Below are 14,500 nucleotides of genomic sequence, written 5' to 3' on the forward strand. Positions count from 1 at the left end.
TCGGCGGCGCCGACATGCCGGTCGTCGTGTCGATGCTGAACTCCTATTCCGGCTGGGCGGCGGCGGCACTCGGTTTCACGCTCGGCAATTTGGCGCTGATCATCACCGGCGCGCTGGTCGGCTCGTCCGGTGCGATCCTGTCCTACATCATGTGCAAGGGCATGAACCGCTCGTTCATCTCGGTCATCCTCGGCGGCTTCGGCGGCGAGACGGCAGCAGCGGCCGACGACGGCATCGAGCGTACGGTCAAGCAGGGCTCGGCCGACGATGCCGCCTATCTGATGATGAACGCGCAGAAGGTCATCATCGTGCCCGGCTACGGCATGGCGGTCGCCCAGGCGCAGCATGCGTTGCGCGAAATGGCCGACAAGCTCAAGGCCAATGGCGTCGACGTCAAGTATGCGATCCACCCGGTCGCCGGCCGCATGCCCGGCCACATGAACGTGCTCTTGGCCGAGGCCAACGTGCCTTACGACGAGGTGTTCGAGCTCGAGGACATCAACTCGGAATTCGCACAGGCCGACGTCGCCTATGTCATCGGCGCCAACGACGTCACCAACCCGTCCGCGCGTGATGACAAGAGCAGCCCGATCTACGGCATGCCGATCCTCGACGTCGACAAGGCCCGCACCTGCCTGTTCGTCAAGCGCTCGCTCGGCTCCGGCTATGCCGGCATCGACAACACGCTGTTCTACAAGGACGGCACTATGATGCTGCTCGGCGACGCCAAGAAGATGACGGAAGAGATCGTCAAGGCCATGGATCACTGATCCGTCCGCTTTTACCGAAAATCGTGGGTAACAAAACCAGTTGGCACCCGATTCTCTCGCTCGGCCTCAGCGCGGCAGCCGCGTCATTGACTAGGCAATGAGCACCTGTAGGAGACGACAAAAATGACAGCAAGCGCCGCGCTCTACGACCGCGTACGGCGGGTCATTCCGTCCATCGAATGGCCGGCATTCACCGATGATATCGAGGCCATTCTCGATCTGAAACAGCAGCGAAACGCCGTCATCCTGGCGCACAACTACCAGACGCCGGAGATCTTCCACTGTGTTGCCGACATCGTCGGCGACAGCCTGGCGCTTGCCCGCAAGGCGATGTCGGTCGAAGCCGATGTCATCGTGCTGGCCGGCGTGCATTTCATGGCCGAAACGACGAAGCTGCTCAATCCGCAAAGGACCGTGCTCATTCCCGATTTGCGCGCAGGCTGTTCGCTGGCGGACTCGATTACCGTCGAGGACATCCGGCTGCTGCGGCAACGCTATCCGGGCGTGCCGGTCGTCACCTATGTCAACACCTCGGCCGAAGTGAAAGCCGAGTCCGACATCTGCTGTACATCCGGCAATGCGAAAGCCGTGGTGGAGTCACTAGGCGTTCCCTGGGTCATCATGCTGCCGGACGAGTATCTCGCCCAGAACATCGCCGCCCAGACCGACGTGCAGATCATCGCCTGGAAAGGGCATTGCGAGGTGCATGAGCGCTTCACGCCGGCCGACATCAGAGAGTTGCGCGACAGTCATCCGGGCGTGACGGTGCTCGCGCATCCCGAATGTCCGCCCGAAGTGGTAGCCGTAGCCGATTTTTCCGGCTCGACCGCTGCCATGTCCGATTATGTCGGAAGGCAGAAACCGCCCCGCGTCGCGTTGATGACGGAGTGCTCGATGAGCGACAATGTCGCAGTCGAGCATCCCGAGGTCGAGTTCATACGGCCCTGCAATTTGTGCCCGCATATGAAGCGGATAACGCTCGCCAATATCCGTACGGCACTCGAGCAGAACCGCCATATCGTCACCATCGAGCCGGAGATCGCCGGGCGCGCGCGGCTGGCCGTCGAGCGGATGCTGGCAGTATGAGCGTGGACATCCGCGATCTCGCCGGCCGGCCGGTCATCATCGGCGGCGGCATAGCCGGTCTGACGACCGCGCTGCACCTGGCGCCCGAGCCGGTGCTTCTCCTGTCGAGACCTCCGCTTGGCGCGGACGCGTCCAGCGCGTGGGCGCAAGGCGGGCTTGCGGCCAGCCTGGGTGAGGATGATGACCCGGCGCTCCATCTTGCCGACACGCTCGCAGCAGGCGACGGTCTTTGCGATGCGCAAGCGGCAAGGCACATCTTATACGGCGCGCCCGCCGCGATCGAGGATCTGGCACGCCTTGGGGTTCGCTTCGATCGGACACCGGCAGGCGTTCTTCGTCTCGGGCTGGAGGCCGCGCACAGCCGGCGGCGCATCGTTCATGCCGGGGGTGACGGTAGCGGACGGGAGGTCATGCGCGCCCTGGTCGCCGCAGTGCGCTCCACGCCGACAATAGAGGTCATCGAGGGCGTCGAAGCACGCCGGCTGCTCGTGGAGGATGGCAGGGTCACCGGCGTGCTGGCGAGTTGTTCGACGGGTCCAGCGTTCCTCGCCACGGGACGGGTCGTTCTCGCCACTGGCGGGATTGGCGGGTTGTTTCTCGACTCAACCAACCCGATGGGCAGTTGCGGACAGGGCCTGGCGCTCGCAGCGCGCGCTGGTGCCGTGCTTGCCGACCTGGAGTTCATCCAGTTCCACCCGACAGCCCTTGACGGGCCCCGCCGTCCAATGCCGCTCATCAGCGAGGCGGTTCGCGGCGAAGGTGCGGCGCTCGTCGACGAGACAGGGCGGCGCTTCCTCGACGGCGTGCGCGGCGCGGAACTCGCACCGCGCGACATCGTCGCGCGCGCTGTCTGGAAGCATCTCGCGGACGGCCATCGCGTCTTCCTCGACGTGCGCGAAAGGCCGGGCGCGGCATTCGCGCAGCATTTTCCAACGATCGCTTCAGCCTGCAGCAAGGTCGGCATCGATCCGGCGCGTGACCTCATTCCCATTCGGCCGGCGCAGCACTACCACATGGGTGGCGTCGCCGTGGATCTGGGCGGGCGCACGTCGGTTCCGGGACTTTGGGCTTGCGGAGAGGTCGCCTCGACCGGGCTGCACGGCGCCAACCGGCTTGCCAGCAACTCCTTGACCGAGGCCGTCGTCTGCGCGCGCTGGGTTGCGGAAAGCCTGACGGGAACCCCTGCCCGCCGAACAAAGCCGGCGATTGCAAGCGACTGCCCTTCACCCGACCCGACAACCGTGCGCCCTCTTCTATCGCGCGCGCTCGGCGTCTTGCGGGACGGTGAGCCATTGAAAGCAGCCGCACGCGCCTTGTTGCCGCTCGCCGAGCGCAAGGATGCGGCATCGGATCCCGCCGCTGTGGGGCTGATGATCGCGGTTGCCGCCTTGCGGCGACAGGAAAGCCGTGGAGCCCACCATCGGACGGACTTCCCCCTCCATGCCGCCGTCGCCCGCCGTTCCCAGATTGCGCTCGAATCGGCCATTGCTGCAGCGCGGGAATTCGCATCCTCCCCAATGCTGGAAAGCGTCGCGTGATGAACCTCTCACCACTTCCCGCAATCATGCTCGAGCCCCTTGTGCGTGCAGCTCTGCTCGAAGACCTCGGCAGGGCCGGCGACCTGACCTCGGACGCCATCGTGCCGAAGGACCGTCGGGCCACAACCGTGCTGACGGCGCGGCAGGCCGGAACTGTCGCCGGGCTCGATCTGGCGACGCTCGCCTTCCGACTCATCGATCAGAACGTTGATATCGAGGTGCATCGTGCGGACGGCAGCGAAGTGGCGCCCGGAGACATCATTGCAGAGGTAAGCGGTCCAGCCCGGGCGATACTCACGGCGGAACGGACGGCGCTCAATTTTCTCTGCCATCTGAGCGGCATTGCCACGGCGACGGCATCGGTCGTCTCGGCGGTCCGCGGGCACAAAGCAAAGGTCGTCTGCACGCGCAAGACGACGCCTGGGTTGCGGGCAGTCGAAAAATATGCCGTGCGCGCCGGTGGCGGCTCCAACCACCGCTTCGGCCTCGACGACGCGATCCTGATCAAGGATAACCACATCGCCATCGCCGGCGGAATTCGCCCTGCCATCGAGCGCGCGCGAAGCAGCGCCGGCCATCTCGTCAAGATCGAAGTCGAGGTCGATACGCTGGCCCAGCTGGAAGAGGTTCTGGCGCTCGCTCCCGACGCCGTGCTGCTCGACAATATGTCGGTCGACGAGCTTCGCCAGGCAGTGGTACTGGTTGCCGGCCGGGCCACAACCGAGGCGTCGGGTAGGATCACCGCCGCGATTGCGCCAGCCGTTGCCGCAACCGGTATCGATCTGATTTCCATCGGCTGGTTGACTCACAGCGCGCCGGTCCTCGATATCGGCCTCGACTACCGTGAGCCTTGACCGTCGAGGCTGACCATCTAGCCTACCCAGCTTCTTACGACCGTGTCCGCCATTTCAAAGGCGCCTGTGTCGCACAACGCAAGGAACAGGATGGAAATGCAAACAGCGATTTCGGAAAAGACCATGCCTGAGGCTCAATCCTTCGACGGCGGCCGGACGTGGACTCTGGAAGAGGCTCGGGCGCTCCATGATGCGCCCTTCAACGACCTGCTGTTTCAGGCGCAAACCGTTCACCGCCAGAATTTCGACCCCAACAAGGTCCAGCTCAGCCGGCTTCTCAGCATCAAGACCGGCGGATGTCCGGAGGATTGCGGCTATTGCAGCCAGTCGGCGCATCACGAAACCGGCCTGAAGGCGTCGAAGCTGATGGATGTCCGGCGCGTCATTGCCGAGGCGACCAAGGCACGGGACGCTGGCGCCACCCGCTATTGCATGGGGGCGGCCTGGCGAAACCCCAAGGCGCGCGACATGGATGCGGTGGTGGCGATGGTCGAAGGCGTCAAGGCGCTGGGCATGGAGACCTGCATGACCCTCGGCATGCTCGATCTCGAGCAGGCCGCTCGTCTGAAGCAGGCAGGCCTCGACTACTACAACCACAACATCGACACCTCAGAGCGCTATTACTCAGAGATCATCTCGACCCGGACGTTTGCCGACCGGCTGGATACGCTGGCCAATGTCCGCGACAGCGGCATCAAGGTCTGCTGCGGCGGCATTGTCGGCATGGGCGAAGAACCGGCGGACCGGATCGACATGCTGGTGACGCTGGCCAACCTGCCGGAGCATCCCGAAAGCGTTCCGATCAACATGCTGATCCCGATCGACGGCACCCCGCTTGCCGAAGCCAGGCCGATCGAGCCGATCGAGTTCGTGCGCGTGATTGCGCTGGCGCGCATCATGATGCCGAAATCACATGTCCGACTTTCGGCCGGCCGCACCGCCATGACCGACGAGATGCAGGCGCTGTGCTTCTTTGCCGGCGCCAACTCGATCTTCGTCGGCGATACTCTGCTGACGGCGGACAATCCGGGCGAGGACAAGGATAGCCTGCTGTTCCGGCGTCTCGGCATCGAGCCGATGGAACTCGAGGCGCAATGAACGGGGCACCGCTTGCCCGCTATGACGCGACCTTGCAGGGGCTGGCGCGCAAGGACCGGTTGCGGACGCTGTCGCCGCGCGCCGGCCTTGACTTCTCGTCGAATGATTATCTCGGGCTCGCCGCCTCCAAAAGGCTTGGCGACGCGGTTGAGGCGGCGATTGCGCGGGGCACGCCGGTTGGCGCCACCGGATCGCGGCTGTTGCGCGGCAACACGCCGGAACACGAGGCCCTGGAGGCAGACGCGGCAGTGTTCTTTGGAGCCGACCGCGCGCTGTTCTTCGGCAGCGGCTACATCGCCAACTTCGCTCTGCTGACCGCGCTGCCGCAGAAGGGCGACCTGCTGGTCCTCGACGAGCTTGCTCATGCCAGCATGCATGAGGGGGCACAGGCCGGACGCGCCCAGTTCGTGCTGGCCGCGCACAACGACATGAATGCCGTCGAGGATGCGATCACGCGCTGGCGCGCGGAAGGCGGCACGGGACGCGTCTGGATTGCGGTCGAAAGCCTCTACAGCATGGATGGCGACCGCGCGCCGATGGAGAGCCTCGTGGCGCTTGCCGATCGGCACGAGGCATTCGTTGTCGTCGACGAGGCGCATGCCACCGGTGTCTGGGGACCGGACGGCCGCGGGCTTGCAGCTGCTTTCGAGGGTCGCGACAACATTGTCGCGCTTCACACATGCGGCAAGGCGCTCGGCGCATCGGGCGCGCTGGTCACCGCTCCACGAACGGTGTGCGACTATCTCGTCAACCGCTGCCGGCCATTCATCTACGCTACTGCGCCATCGCCATTGATGGCAGTCGCGGCGCGCGAAGCGATCACAATGTTGTCCGACGAGCCCCATCGCCGTGTCCAGTTGCAGGAGCGCGTTGCCTTCGCCGGTCGGCAATTGGCCGAGCGCTGCGGCGTTACGCCCAGCGGCTCGCAGATCCAGCCCTTCGTCATCGGCGATAACAGGCGCACCATGACGGTGGCGGCGGCGCTGCAGGCGCGCGGCTTCGATATTCGCGGCATCCGTCCGCCGACGGTGCCCGAGGGCACATCGCGCCTGCGCATTTCGCTGACGCTCAACGTCGACGACGCCGACATTTCGGCCATGGTCGAGGCCCTCGTCGACGTGTTGGGCACGGCATGACCAAGCGCATCGTCATCACCGGAACGGACACCGGCATCGGCAAGACGGTGTTTTCAGCCGGGCTCGCCGGCCTCCTCGACGGCTTCTATTGGAAGCCGGTGCAGTCGGGCCTCGATGGCGAGACCGACAGCGAGGTCGTTGAGCGGCTTGCCGGCCTACCGCCGGGGCGCGTGCTGCCGGAAGTCTACCGCTTGAACGAGCCGCTGTCGCCGCATCGTTCGGCCGAACTCGATGGCGTTGCGATAGACGTGGCAAGGCTCTCGCTTCCAGTCTTGCCGGGTCCGCTCGTCATCGAAGGCGCCGGCGGCCTGATGGTGCCGCTCAACCGGCAGACAAAGTTCATCGACATATTCGCGCAATGGCAGCTGCCGGTCATCCTGTGCGCTCGCACCGCGCTCGGCACGATCAACCACACCCTGCTGTCGATCGAGGCCCTGCGGGCCCGCTCAATTCCGCTCATTGGCCTCGCCTTCATTGGCGACGAGGTGGCCGATACGCAAAGGACAATCGTGGAATTCAGCGGCGTGCGCCAGCTCGGCAGGCTGCCGCAACTCGATCCGCTGACGGGTGAAACGCTGAGAGATGCGATGGTTGCCGGCTTCGACCTTGCCCTGATTGCCGGAGGTGGCTGATGTCGCAGTCTCGAGTCTGGCATCCCTTCACCCAGCACGCGCTCGAACCAGCGATCCCTGAAATCGTCCTGACGGAGGGAGCCTATCTCCACAAGGCCAATGGCTCTCGCATCCTGGACGCCATTTCCTCCTGGTGGGTCGTCACCCATGGCCACCGCCATCCCCGCATCATGAAGGCCATCGAGACGACTGCGGCGAGCCTCGACCAGATCATCTTCGCGGGCTTCACCCACGAGCCGGCCGAACGCCTGGCCAAGGCGCTTGTCGACCTTGCTCCGCCCGGGCTCGACCGGGTGTTCTATTCCGACAGTGGCTCGACCTGCGTTGAAGTCGCACTGAAGATGGCGCTCGGCTATTTCCGCAATATCGGCGCGCCGCGCTCGCGCATCGCCGTCATGGAGCACAGCTATCATGGCGACACGATCGGCACGATGAGCGTCGGTGCCCGCGGCGTGTTCAACGCCGCCTACGAGCCTTTGCTGTTCGAGGTCGACACCATCCCCTTCCCGCTCGCCGGGCGCGAGCAGGAAACGCTGGATCGTTTCGAGGCTGTGAGCCGTGACAGACGCGCTGCCGCGCTGATCGTCGAGCCGCTGGTGCTCGGCGCCGGCGGCATGCTGATGTATCCGGCCTGGGTTCTTGCCGAATTGAAGAAGATCGCCGAGGCCTCCAGCACGCTGCTGATCGCCGACGAGGTGATGACCGGCTGGGGGCGCACCGGAACCATGTTCGCCTGCGAGCAGGCGTCCGTCTCTCCAGACATCCTGTGCACCTCGAAGGGCCTGACCGGCGGCGCTATCCCGCTGGCCGCCACGCTTGCCACCGATGCCATCTTCCAGGCTCACTATTCGACGGACCGTAGGAAGACCTTCTTTCATTCGAGCTCCTACACCGCCAATCCGATTGCCTGCGCGGCAGCACTCGCCAATGTCGAGATCTGGCGTGACGAGCCGGTGACCGAGCGGATCGCGGCCTTGAGCGCGAAGCAGGCCGCCGGACTTCAACGCTTTCGCGACAATCCATATTTTACCGACTGCCGCGCGACGGGAACAATCGCAGCGCTCGATCTGCGCACCGATTCCGCAGGCTATCTGGCCGAGATCGGGCCAAAACTGCGCGCGTTCTTCCTCGAGCGCGGCCTGCTGGTGCGTCCGCTCGGCAATGTCCTCTACCTTCTGCCGCCCTATTGCATCACTGGCGACGAGTTGAACGGTCTCCATGACGCCATCGAGGAGGCCGGCGAACGCTTCGGTTCGAAACAATGAGCGCATCGTCGCGCCTTCTCGGGTTTGGTCATCATGCGCCGTCGCGCAAGGTCGAGAACCCGGAAATCGAAGATCGTCACGGGCTCGAGCCCGGCTGGATCGAGCGGCGGACCGGGATACGGTCACGCTTCTGGGCAACGGACGAAGACACGCTGTCGGGCCTTGCCGCCTCTGCCGGCGACATGGCGCTGGCGAATGCCGGCATCGACCGGAGCGACATCGGCCTCCTGTTGCTTGCGACCTCGACCCCCGATCACCTTTTGCCACCCAGTGCGCCGCTGGTCGCACATCAGCTGGGGCTCGGCCGGGCCGGCGCGATCGATCTCACCGGCGCCTGCGCCGGCTTCATCTATGCGCTGATGTTCGCCGATGGCTTCACCCGGCTGCACGGCAAGGCGAGCCTCGTCATTGCCGCCAACATCCTTAGCCGCCGCATCAATCCCGCCGAGCGCGCCAGCGCCGTGCTGTTTGCCGATGCCGCCGGCGCCGTGGTGATCGGTCCGTGCGAGGACCCGGATCGGGGCGTACTCGGCGCTTCGGTGGATTCCGACGGCTCACGCTACGGATTGATCCAGATTCCCGCCGGAGGAAGCAACACCCCGTTCCATCGCGACCTCGACCTCGCGCAGACCCGGATGACGATCACCGACGGCCGTGAAGTGTTCGCCAAGGCCGTGGAGATGATGACTGCCTGCTCGCAGGACGCGCTCACTGCTGCCCGAATACGCTCGCAGGATATCGATCGGTTCGTGCCGCACCAGGCCAACGCGCGCATTTTCGATGCCGTTGGGAGAAACCTTGGCATCGCGGATGAAGCGATCGTCAAGACAATCGTCGACTACGGCAACTCTTCAGCTGCGACGATCCCGCTCTCGCTCTCGCTCACCCATCGAACGGAGCCGTTGCGGCCGGGCGAAAAAATTCTACTGGCGGCGGCGGGTGCGGGTCTCAGCGGCGGAGCCCTCGTCGTCGGGATTTAGCCCAGCGACCGGCAGCGGCTGGGACTGGGACTGGGACTGGGACTGGGACTGGGACTGGGACTGGGACTGGGACTGGTCATGAATGGCAATAGGACCACGGGACCAATGCGAAAAATAGTCGCCGGCAAGCTGCACGGCATCCACGTCACCGAAGCAAATCTCAACTACCATGGTTCGATTACGCTCGACCCTGCCCACTGCGAAGCAGCCGGGATCCTGCCCATGGAATTCGTGGAGATATGGAACAAGAATTCCGGTGCGCGGATTTCGACCTATGTCATTCTCGGCGAGCGCGGCTCACGATGCTGCATCCTCAATGGTGCGGCCGCCCGCACCTGCCAGCCCGGCGATCAGGTCATTGTCTGCAATTCCATCTACCTGGATGAAGCGAAGATCACTTCGCTGAAGCCGCGGATCGTCACTTTCGACCAGGACAACCACATACGTGACCGCCTGACCTACTCGGTCGATCTCGACGCATGTGGCCGATACAGTTTTTCCATCCTTGACGAGGCGAATGCGGCTTTGGCCATTCCTGTCCTGGTATCCGGGGCGTGACTGTTCCCGACTCATGCGCGAGCTTTCTGCCCGGTTTGATCGGCCGTCGATCACCGCCGCGGCCCGAATGCGCCCTGGGTGGGCGAGTGGTGCGGTCCGAATAACGCACGACGGACCTGTGCGGCGCGAGGTCGTTGATAAGCCGTGCGCACATCGGACTCCTTCGGGCACGGCAAGCCGGTGCACGCCGACGACATCCATGGCGGCGGCTACCTAATATGTCGCCTGCAACGGCCAGGAGGCGCCGGGCGATGATAAGGGCGGTGGTATTGACCCAAAGCGGATTCTCCCAGGAGAAAGCCCCATGACCGCTTTGCGCCTCAAGTCGGCCATGATGAGAGGTCTTGCCACTTCCCAAAAACGGACACAGTGCACGAACATGCCAAAGACCGCCGGGCGACGACTGCTTGATGCAGGCGGCCTCGTTGTTGAAGGGCTCGGAGGAAATTTAAGCATGATCGTGGGATACGTTGGACAGACCCTCGCTAGCAGTCGTAGGCAACCTCTGACTTTTACAGCTTGAATTGCTTAAAGATTTCGTCCAGCTTACCGAAAGGCTTGCGGACAGATTCTTCTATCATGTTTCGTGATAGGTGGAAAAGTTGCTGGGGTGGATTGCCCACCTGCGGTTTCTACAATTTATCGATGTCTCTTCGTGCCTAGGAGTGTCCGCAAGCCGCCTTCCTTCTGGGGTATCAGTGACAGGTTCTACCCTCAAAACACTCCAGGCTATCCAGAATCTGCACGGTTTCGCCGCCTTTCTCGGGGTAACGCCGAAGGCGCTGGGGCATGCCATCCACGGCATCCCTGAGGTCAGCAAATACACAAAGTTCGAAATTGCAAAAAAGAGCGGGGGCAAACGGGAGATTTGTGCGCCTGTTCCCCACCTGAAACGCATTCAACGGCGGCTGGCCAACAAGCTTAAAGAAATTGAGATGTCACTCGAAGGCGAGCTCACCACGAATGAGCACGTCCTTTCGCATGGATTCAAACCAAATCTCTCCATCGCAACGAACGCGAGAGCGCACAGAGGTCGGCGCTGGGTGTTCAATATAGACCTTGCCGACTTCTTCCCAAGCATCAATTTCGGGCGCGTCTACGGCTTCTTTCTGAAAAACTCCCGATACGGGGTCAGCAAGACAGTCGCCACACTGATTGCCCAGATCGCCTGCTACGAGAACCAGCTACCGCAGGGCAGCCCGTCTTCGCCAGTGATATCCAACATCGTCGCGCATATCCTCGACATACGGCTGCACGAACTGGCCGCGTCCCTGAACTGCACATACACCCGCTACGCTGATGACTTGACCTTTTCGACGAATGAAAAAGGGTTTCCGGGCGCCATCGCCAAGAGGTCGCAGGACGAAGATGACGTTTGGAAAATTGGGAAAAAAGTCAAGAGCATCATCAAACAAAGCGGCTTTGAGATCAATCCAAAGAAAACCCGCATGCAGTATCGCATTTCCCGTCAGGACGTCACTGGGCTTGTTGTCAATGAGAAGGTGAACGTCCGCGCTGAATACTCCCGGACGGCGCGCGCGATGTGCCACCAACTGTGGACAAAAGGAGCGGCTTTCCAGAAGGACGGTAAGCTGAAACTGGCGAAAACTCCGGAGCAAGTTCGGGGAATAATGAATTTTGTTTATCACATTAAGGAGTGCGAAGAGGTCCGGCAGTCAGATGGCGCCGAGTTTGATCCAAGCGCACCTCTACCCGGTTACGCACGCATCTATGCCAAACTCCTGGACTATCTTTCATTCTGGGGCACCGACAAACCTGTCCTCCTTTGTGAGGGCAAGACAGATAATATCTACATCAAGTGCGCCATCGAGAACCTTGCGGCTAGCTTCCCCACGCTGATCGAGTCAAGCGGCGGCGTGATCGAGCCCGCCGTTCGTTTTTTCAATCGAAGCGATGTGAAAGACACAAAGGACAGTCTGACATGGAAGCTACAAAAGCTAGCCGGCGGCGTGACCGAGCTGACCAGTTTCCTGGGAGAGTATCGCGAAAGGATAAAGGACTTCAAACATGGCGGGAAGTATCCCCTGGTTATCGTCGTTGACAATGACCAGGAATCAAAGGGTATGTTTAGTCATATAAAGAATATAATCAAATCCGCGGCGCCTGTGGACGGCTCTGCTCCATTCTATTACATCTACGCCAACCTTTACGTCGTCGCTATTCCAAAAATTGGCAGCAAAGATACGTATATTGAGCGCCTGTTCTCGGACAAAGTTCTCAAGAAGACTCTTGACGGCAAAACGTTCGACGTTACCGGCAAAAAAAATAACAAAACTCACTACTTCAAGAGCGATTTTGCAAAAAAAGTTATTAAGAAAAACAAGGCAAATATAGACTTCAAGAGATTTAAGCCACTTTTGGAGCGGATTGCAGCTGTTAAGGCTGACTATGCAACGCGGATTAAGACTACGCCGTAGCTGGCTATCCACCGTACAATCTCAATTTTTGTCGTTGGCTCGGTGCATCCAAGAGGCAGGCGGACCCTCCACTGGGAACTTGCCCGCTGGAAAGACATTCCAGCTTGACAGTTGTATGCCAGATGTCAGCGTCTCTCCGTTAGTGGGAGAGCGATTCGGTGTATCTGTCCAAGTTGGAGATTAGTAATTTTCGCCAGTTCGGTGAAGGTGAAAATGCTTTTGTCCTTGAACTCAACAGAGGCATCACCGCTCTTGTGGGTGAAAACGACTCTGGAAAAACTGCAATCATTGACGCCATACGGATGGTTTTGGGGACCCGTGACCAAGAATACCTGCGCGTTCAGCCCAATGATTTCCACTTCGATATCGCTGCGAAAGCGCAGGTCGAGAACATCAGCATCTGCTGCACATTCGATGGTCTGACTTCCGCCGATCGGGGCGCGTTCGCGGAGTATCTCAGTTACATGCCCACCGGAGGGACGGTTCTTCATGTAACGTGGACCGCCAAGCGCATGCACGCAGGCACCCGTCGGCTCATTCCCACCGAGTGGCGGTCAGGTGACGGCGGAGAAGGGCCGGTCCTTGATAGTAAGGCTCGCGCGCTCCTTACTGCAACCTATTTACGTCCCCTGCGCGATGCGGAACGCGCCCTGTCTGCGGGCAGGGGCTCCCGTCTGGCCCAGATCCTTCAGAATACGAAGGAAATCAAGTCGCATGGGGTCGCCTTCGACAGCGCCGCGCTCGCCGGTCTTGACCCAGCCTCTCTTAGTCTCGTCGGTCTTCTCGATTACACGAACCACCATTTTCAGAGCAATGAAGGTATCAGGAAGACGAGGGAACGCCTGAATGACGATTATCTTTCCCCGCTCTCGTTCGCAAACGACGAGCTGACCGCGCATATCGCCGTAAGCGGCAACGGCGACGACGATGCCCGCCTGCGGCAGATACTCGAAAAGCTGGACGTCATCCTCAACGCGCCGGGTATCACAGATGGTCTTCTGGGCCGCGGTCTTGGTTCCAACAATCTGCTTTTCATGGCCTGTGAACTTCTACTGCTGGCCGGAGAAGAAGAAGGATTTCCGCTCCTGATGATCGAGGAACCGGAAGCCCACCTGCATCCGCAGCGGCAGCTCAGGCTCATGGACTTCCTGCAAAGCCACGTCGGCAAGACGAAGGCTGACGGTCAGAAAATCCAGGTCATCGTCACCACCCACAGTCCGAATCTCGCATCGGAGATTAAGCTGGACAACATGGTGTTGATCAAGGATCGCAAGGCATTTCCGCTCGCCAAAGGCAAGACCAGCCTGACCGCATCGGATTACCCGTTCCTGGAGCGCTATCTCGACGTCACCAAAGCCAACCTCTTTTTTGCCCGCGGCGTGGTTGTGGTCGAAGGGCCCGCCGAAGACATCCTCATACCCACACTTGCCCAACTCCTAGGCAGAAATCTTGAGAAGTACGGTGTCTCGATCATTGACGTGAAGGGCACCGGGCTTGGGCGCTTTGCCCGTATCCTCCAGCGTGAAAATCCAAAGGCCGATGGCGAGATCGGTATCCCGGTAAGCTGCGTCACTGACATGGACGTCATGCCGGATTGCGCCCCGTGGATCGTCGGTGCGCTGAAAATTGGCGAGGCGTTTCCGCCGCTTAAGGGCTCAAAGCGAAAGTGGAGAGCAAAGCAGGATTTTCCCGGGACCGAGCTTGCAGGTCGGCGGGCGGATATTGAGGCGCGGGTAAGCGGTCAGAAGATCAAAACGTTCGTCGCGAACGAATGGACCCTTGAATATGACCTCGCATTCAGCGGCCTGGGGGAATTCGTCTGGCTCGCCGCTCACCTGACTGACAACGATGACACATTGCTGAAGTCTCCCGAAAAGCGTGACGCTGAAATCGCATTTGCAAAGGCGGAGTTCGCTGCGCTTGCAATCGCCGGAAAAGCCATCGAGGAACTGGCTTCAGAGGTCTACGCCCGTTTCATGAAGGACGGGGTTTCCAAGGCGATATCTGCGCAGTATCTGGCTTCCCTACTATCTGAGGCGGTCGAGACCGGCCAACTCACCGTCGCGGAATTGCGGCAAGCACTACCCAAATATCTGGTCGACGCCATCGAACACGTCACCGAACCGCTACCAGTCATTCCCTGAT

12 protein-coding genes are annotated in these 14,500 nt (G+C 61.4%); all 12 read left to right on the forward strand.

The features are described 5' to 3' along the window. Positions 1-770 (forward strand): NAD(P)(+) transhydrogenase (Re/Si-specific) subunit beta (locus DH08_RS04105; protein WP_192178028.1); only part of this gene is annotated, 770 nt, incomplete at its 5' end. 123 nt (positions 771-893) lie between these two features. Then, positions 894-1,856 (forward strand): quinolinate synthase NadA, encoded by a 963-nt coding sequence (gene nadA / locus DH08_RS04110; RefSeq protein WP_192178029.1) that lies wholly within the window; start codon positions 894-896, stop codon positions 1,854-1,856. Continuing rightward, on the forward strand, positions 1,853-3,394 hold the full coding sequence (locus DH08_RS04115) for an L-aspartate oxidase (RefSeq protein ID WP_192178030.1): 1,542 nt from the start codon (positions 1,853-1,855) through the stop codon (positions 3,392-3,394). The genes nadA and DH08_RS04115 overlap by 4 nt, the downstream gene beginning before the upstream one ends. Then, a complete protein-coding gene (gene nadC / locus DH08_RS04120) occupies positions 3,394-4,248 on the forward strand; it encodes a carboxylating nicotinate-nucleotide diphosphorylase (RefSeq protein WP_192178031.1) in 855 nt (284 codons plus the stop codon). Before DH08_RS04115 ends, nadC begins: the two co-directional genes overlap by 1 nt. Positions 4,249-4,371: 123 nt before the next feature. Continuing rightward, positions 4,372-5,346, forward strand: a complete 975-nt coding sequence (gene bioB / locus DH08_RS04125; RefSeq protein WP_192178032.1) for a biotin synthase BioB — start codon at positions 4,372-4,374, stop codon at positions 5,344-5,346. Next, complete coding sequence (locus DH08_RS04130; RefSeq protein ID WP_192178033.1) at positions 5,343-6,482, forward strand: 8-amino-7-oxononanoate synthase; 1,140 nt, start codon at positions 5,343-5,345, stop codon at positions 6,480-6,482. The genes bioB and DH08_RS04130 overlap by 4 nt, the downstream gene beginning before the upstream one ends. Then, on the forward strand, positions 6,479-7,114 hold the full coding sequence (gene bioD, locus DH08_RS04135) for a dethiobiotin synthase (protein WP_192178034.1): 636 nt from the start codon (positions 6,479-6,481) through the stop codon (positions 7,112-7,114). Before DH08_RS04130 ends, bioD begins: the two co-directional genes overlap by 4 nt. Further along, positions 7,114-8,379: an adenosylmethionine--8-amino-7-oxononanoate transaminase gene (locus DH08_RS04140; RefSeq protein WP_192178035.1), complete on the forward strand. Its 1,266-nt coding sequence runs from the start codon at positions 7,114-7,116 to the stop codon at positions 8,377-8,379. Before bioD ends, DH08_RS04140 begins: the two co-directional genes overlap by 1 nt. Continuing rightward, the gene (locus tag DH08_RS04145; RefSeq protein ID WP_192178036.1) at positions 8,376-9,359 is read left to right on the forward strand and encodes a beta-ketoacyl-ACP synthase III; all 984 of its coding nucleotides are present in this window, start codon (positions 8,376-8,378) and stop codon (positions 9,357-9,359) included. The genes DH08_RS04140 and DH08_RS04145 overlap by 4 nt, the downstream gene beginning before the upstream one ends. A 105-nt stretch (positions 9,360-9,464) precedes the next feature. Continuing rightward, a complete protein-coding gene (panD, locus tag DH08_RS04150) occupies positions 9,465-9,917 on the forward strand; it encodes an aspartate 1-decarboxylase (protein WP_192178037.1) in 453 nt (150 codons plus the stop codon). Positions 9,918-10,615: 698 nt separating this feature from the next. Next, positions 10,616-12,355 carry a retron Ec67 family RNA-directed DNA polymerase/endonuclease gene (locus DH08_RS04155; protein WP_192178038.1) on the forward strand — a complete coding sequence of 580 codons (1,740 nt, stop codon included), beginning with the start codon at positions 10,616-10,618 and terminating at the stop codon, positions 12,353-12,355. A 158-nt stretch (positions 12,356-12,513) separates the two neighbouring features. Continuing rightward, positions 12,514-14,499, forward strand: coding sequence for an AAA family ATPase (locus DH08_RS04160; protein WP_192178039.1), 1,986 nt, complete (start codon positions 12,514-12,516; stop codon positions 14,497-14,499). Position 14,500 lies beyond the last annotated feature (1 nt).

This window comes from Mesorhizobium amorphae, assembly GCF_014843845.1.
In the GTDB taxonomy this organism is placed as follows: domain Bacteria; phylum Pseudomonadota; class Alphaproteobacteria; order Rhizobiales; family Rhizobiaceae; genus Mesorhizobium; species Mesorhizobium amorphae_A.

Coding starts and splice junctions, on each gene's coding strand:
- nadC (WP_192178031.1), top strand. CDS start 3,394: ATGAACCTCTCACCACTTCCCGCAATCATGCTCGAGCCCCTTGTGCGT.
- DH08_RS04140 (WP_192178035.1), top strand. CDS start 7,114: ATGTCGCAGTCTCGAGTCTGGCATCCCTTCACCCAGCACGCGCTCGAA.
- DH08_RS04145 (WP_192178036.1), top strand. CDS start 8,376: ATGAGCGCATCGTCGCGCCTTCTCGGGTTTGGTCATCATGCGCCGTCG.
- nadA (WP_192178029.1), top strand. CDS start 894: ATGACAGCAAGCGCCGCGCTCTACGACCGCGTACGGCGGGTCATTCCG.
- bioD (WP_192178034.1), top strand. CDS start 6,479: ATGACCAAGCGCATCGTCATCACCGGAACGGACACCGGCATCGGCAAG.
- panD (WP_192178037.1), top strand. CDS start 9,465: ATGCGAAAAATAGTCGCCGGCAAGCTGCACGGCATCCACGTCACCGAA.
- bioB (WP_192178032.1), top strand. CDS start 4,372: ATGCCTGAGGCTCAATCCTTCGACGGCGGCCGGACGTGGACTCTGGAA.
- DH08_RS04115 (WP_192178030.1), top strand. CDS start 1,853: ATGAGCGTGGACATCCGCGATCTCGCCGGCCGGCCGGTCATCATCGGC.
- DH08_RS04130 (WP_192178033.1), top strand. CDS start 5,343: ATGAACGGGGCACCGCTTGCCCGCTATGACGCGACCTTGCAGGGGCTG.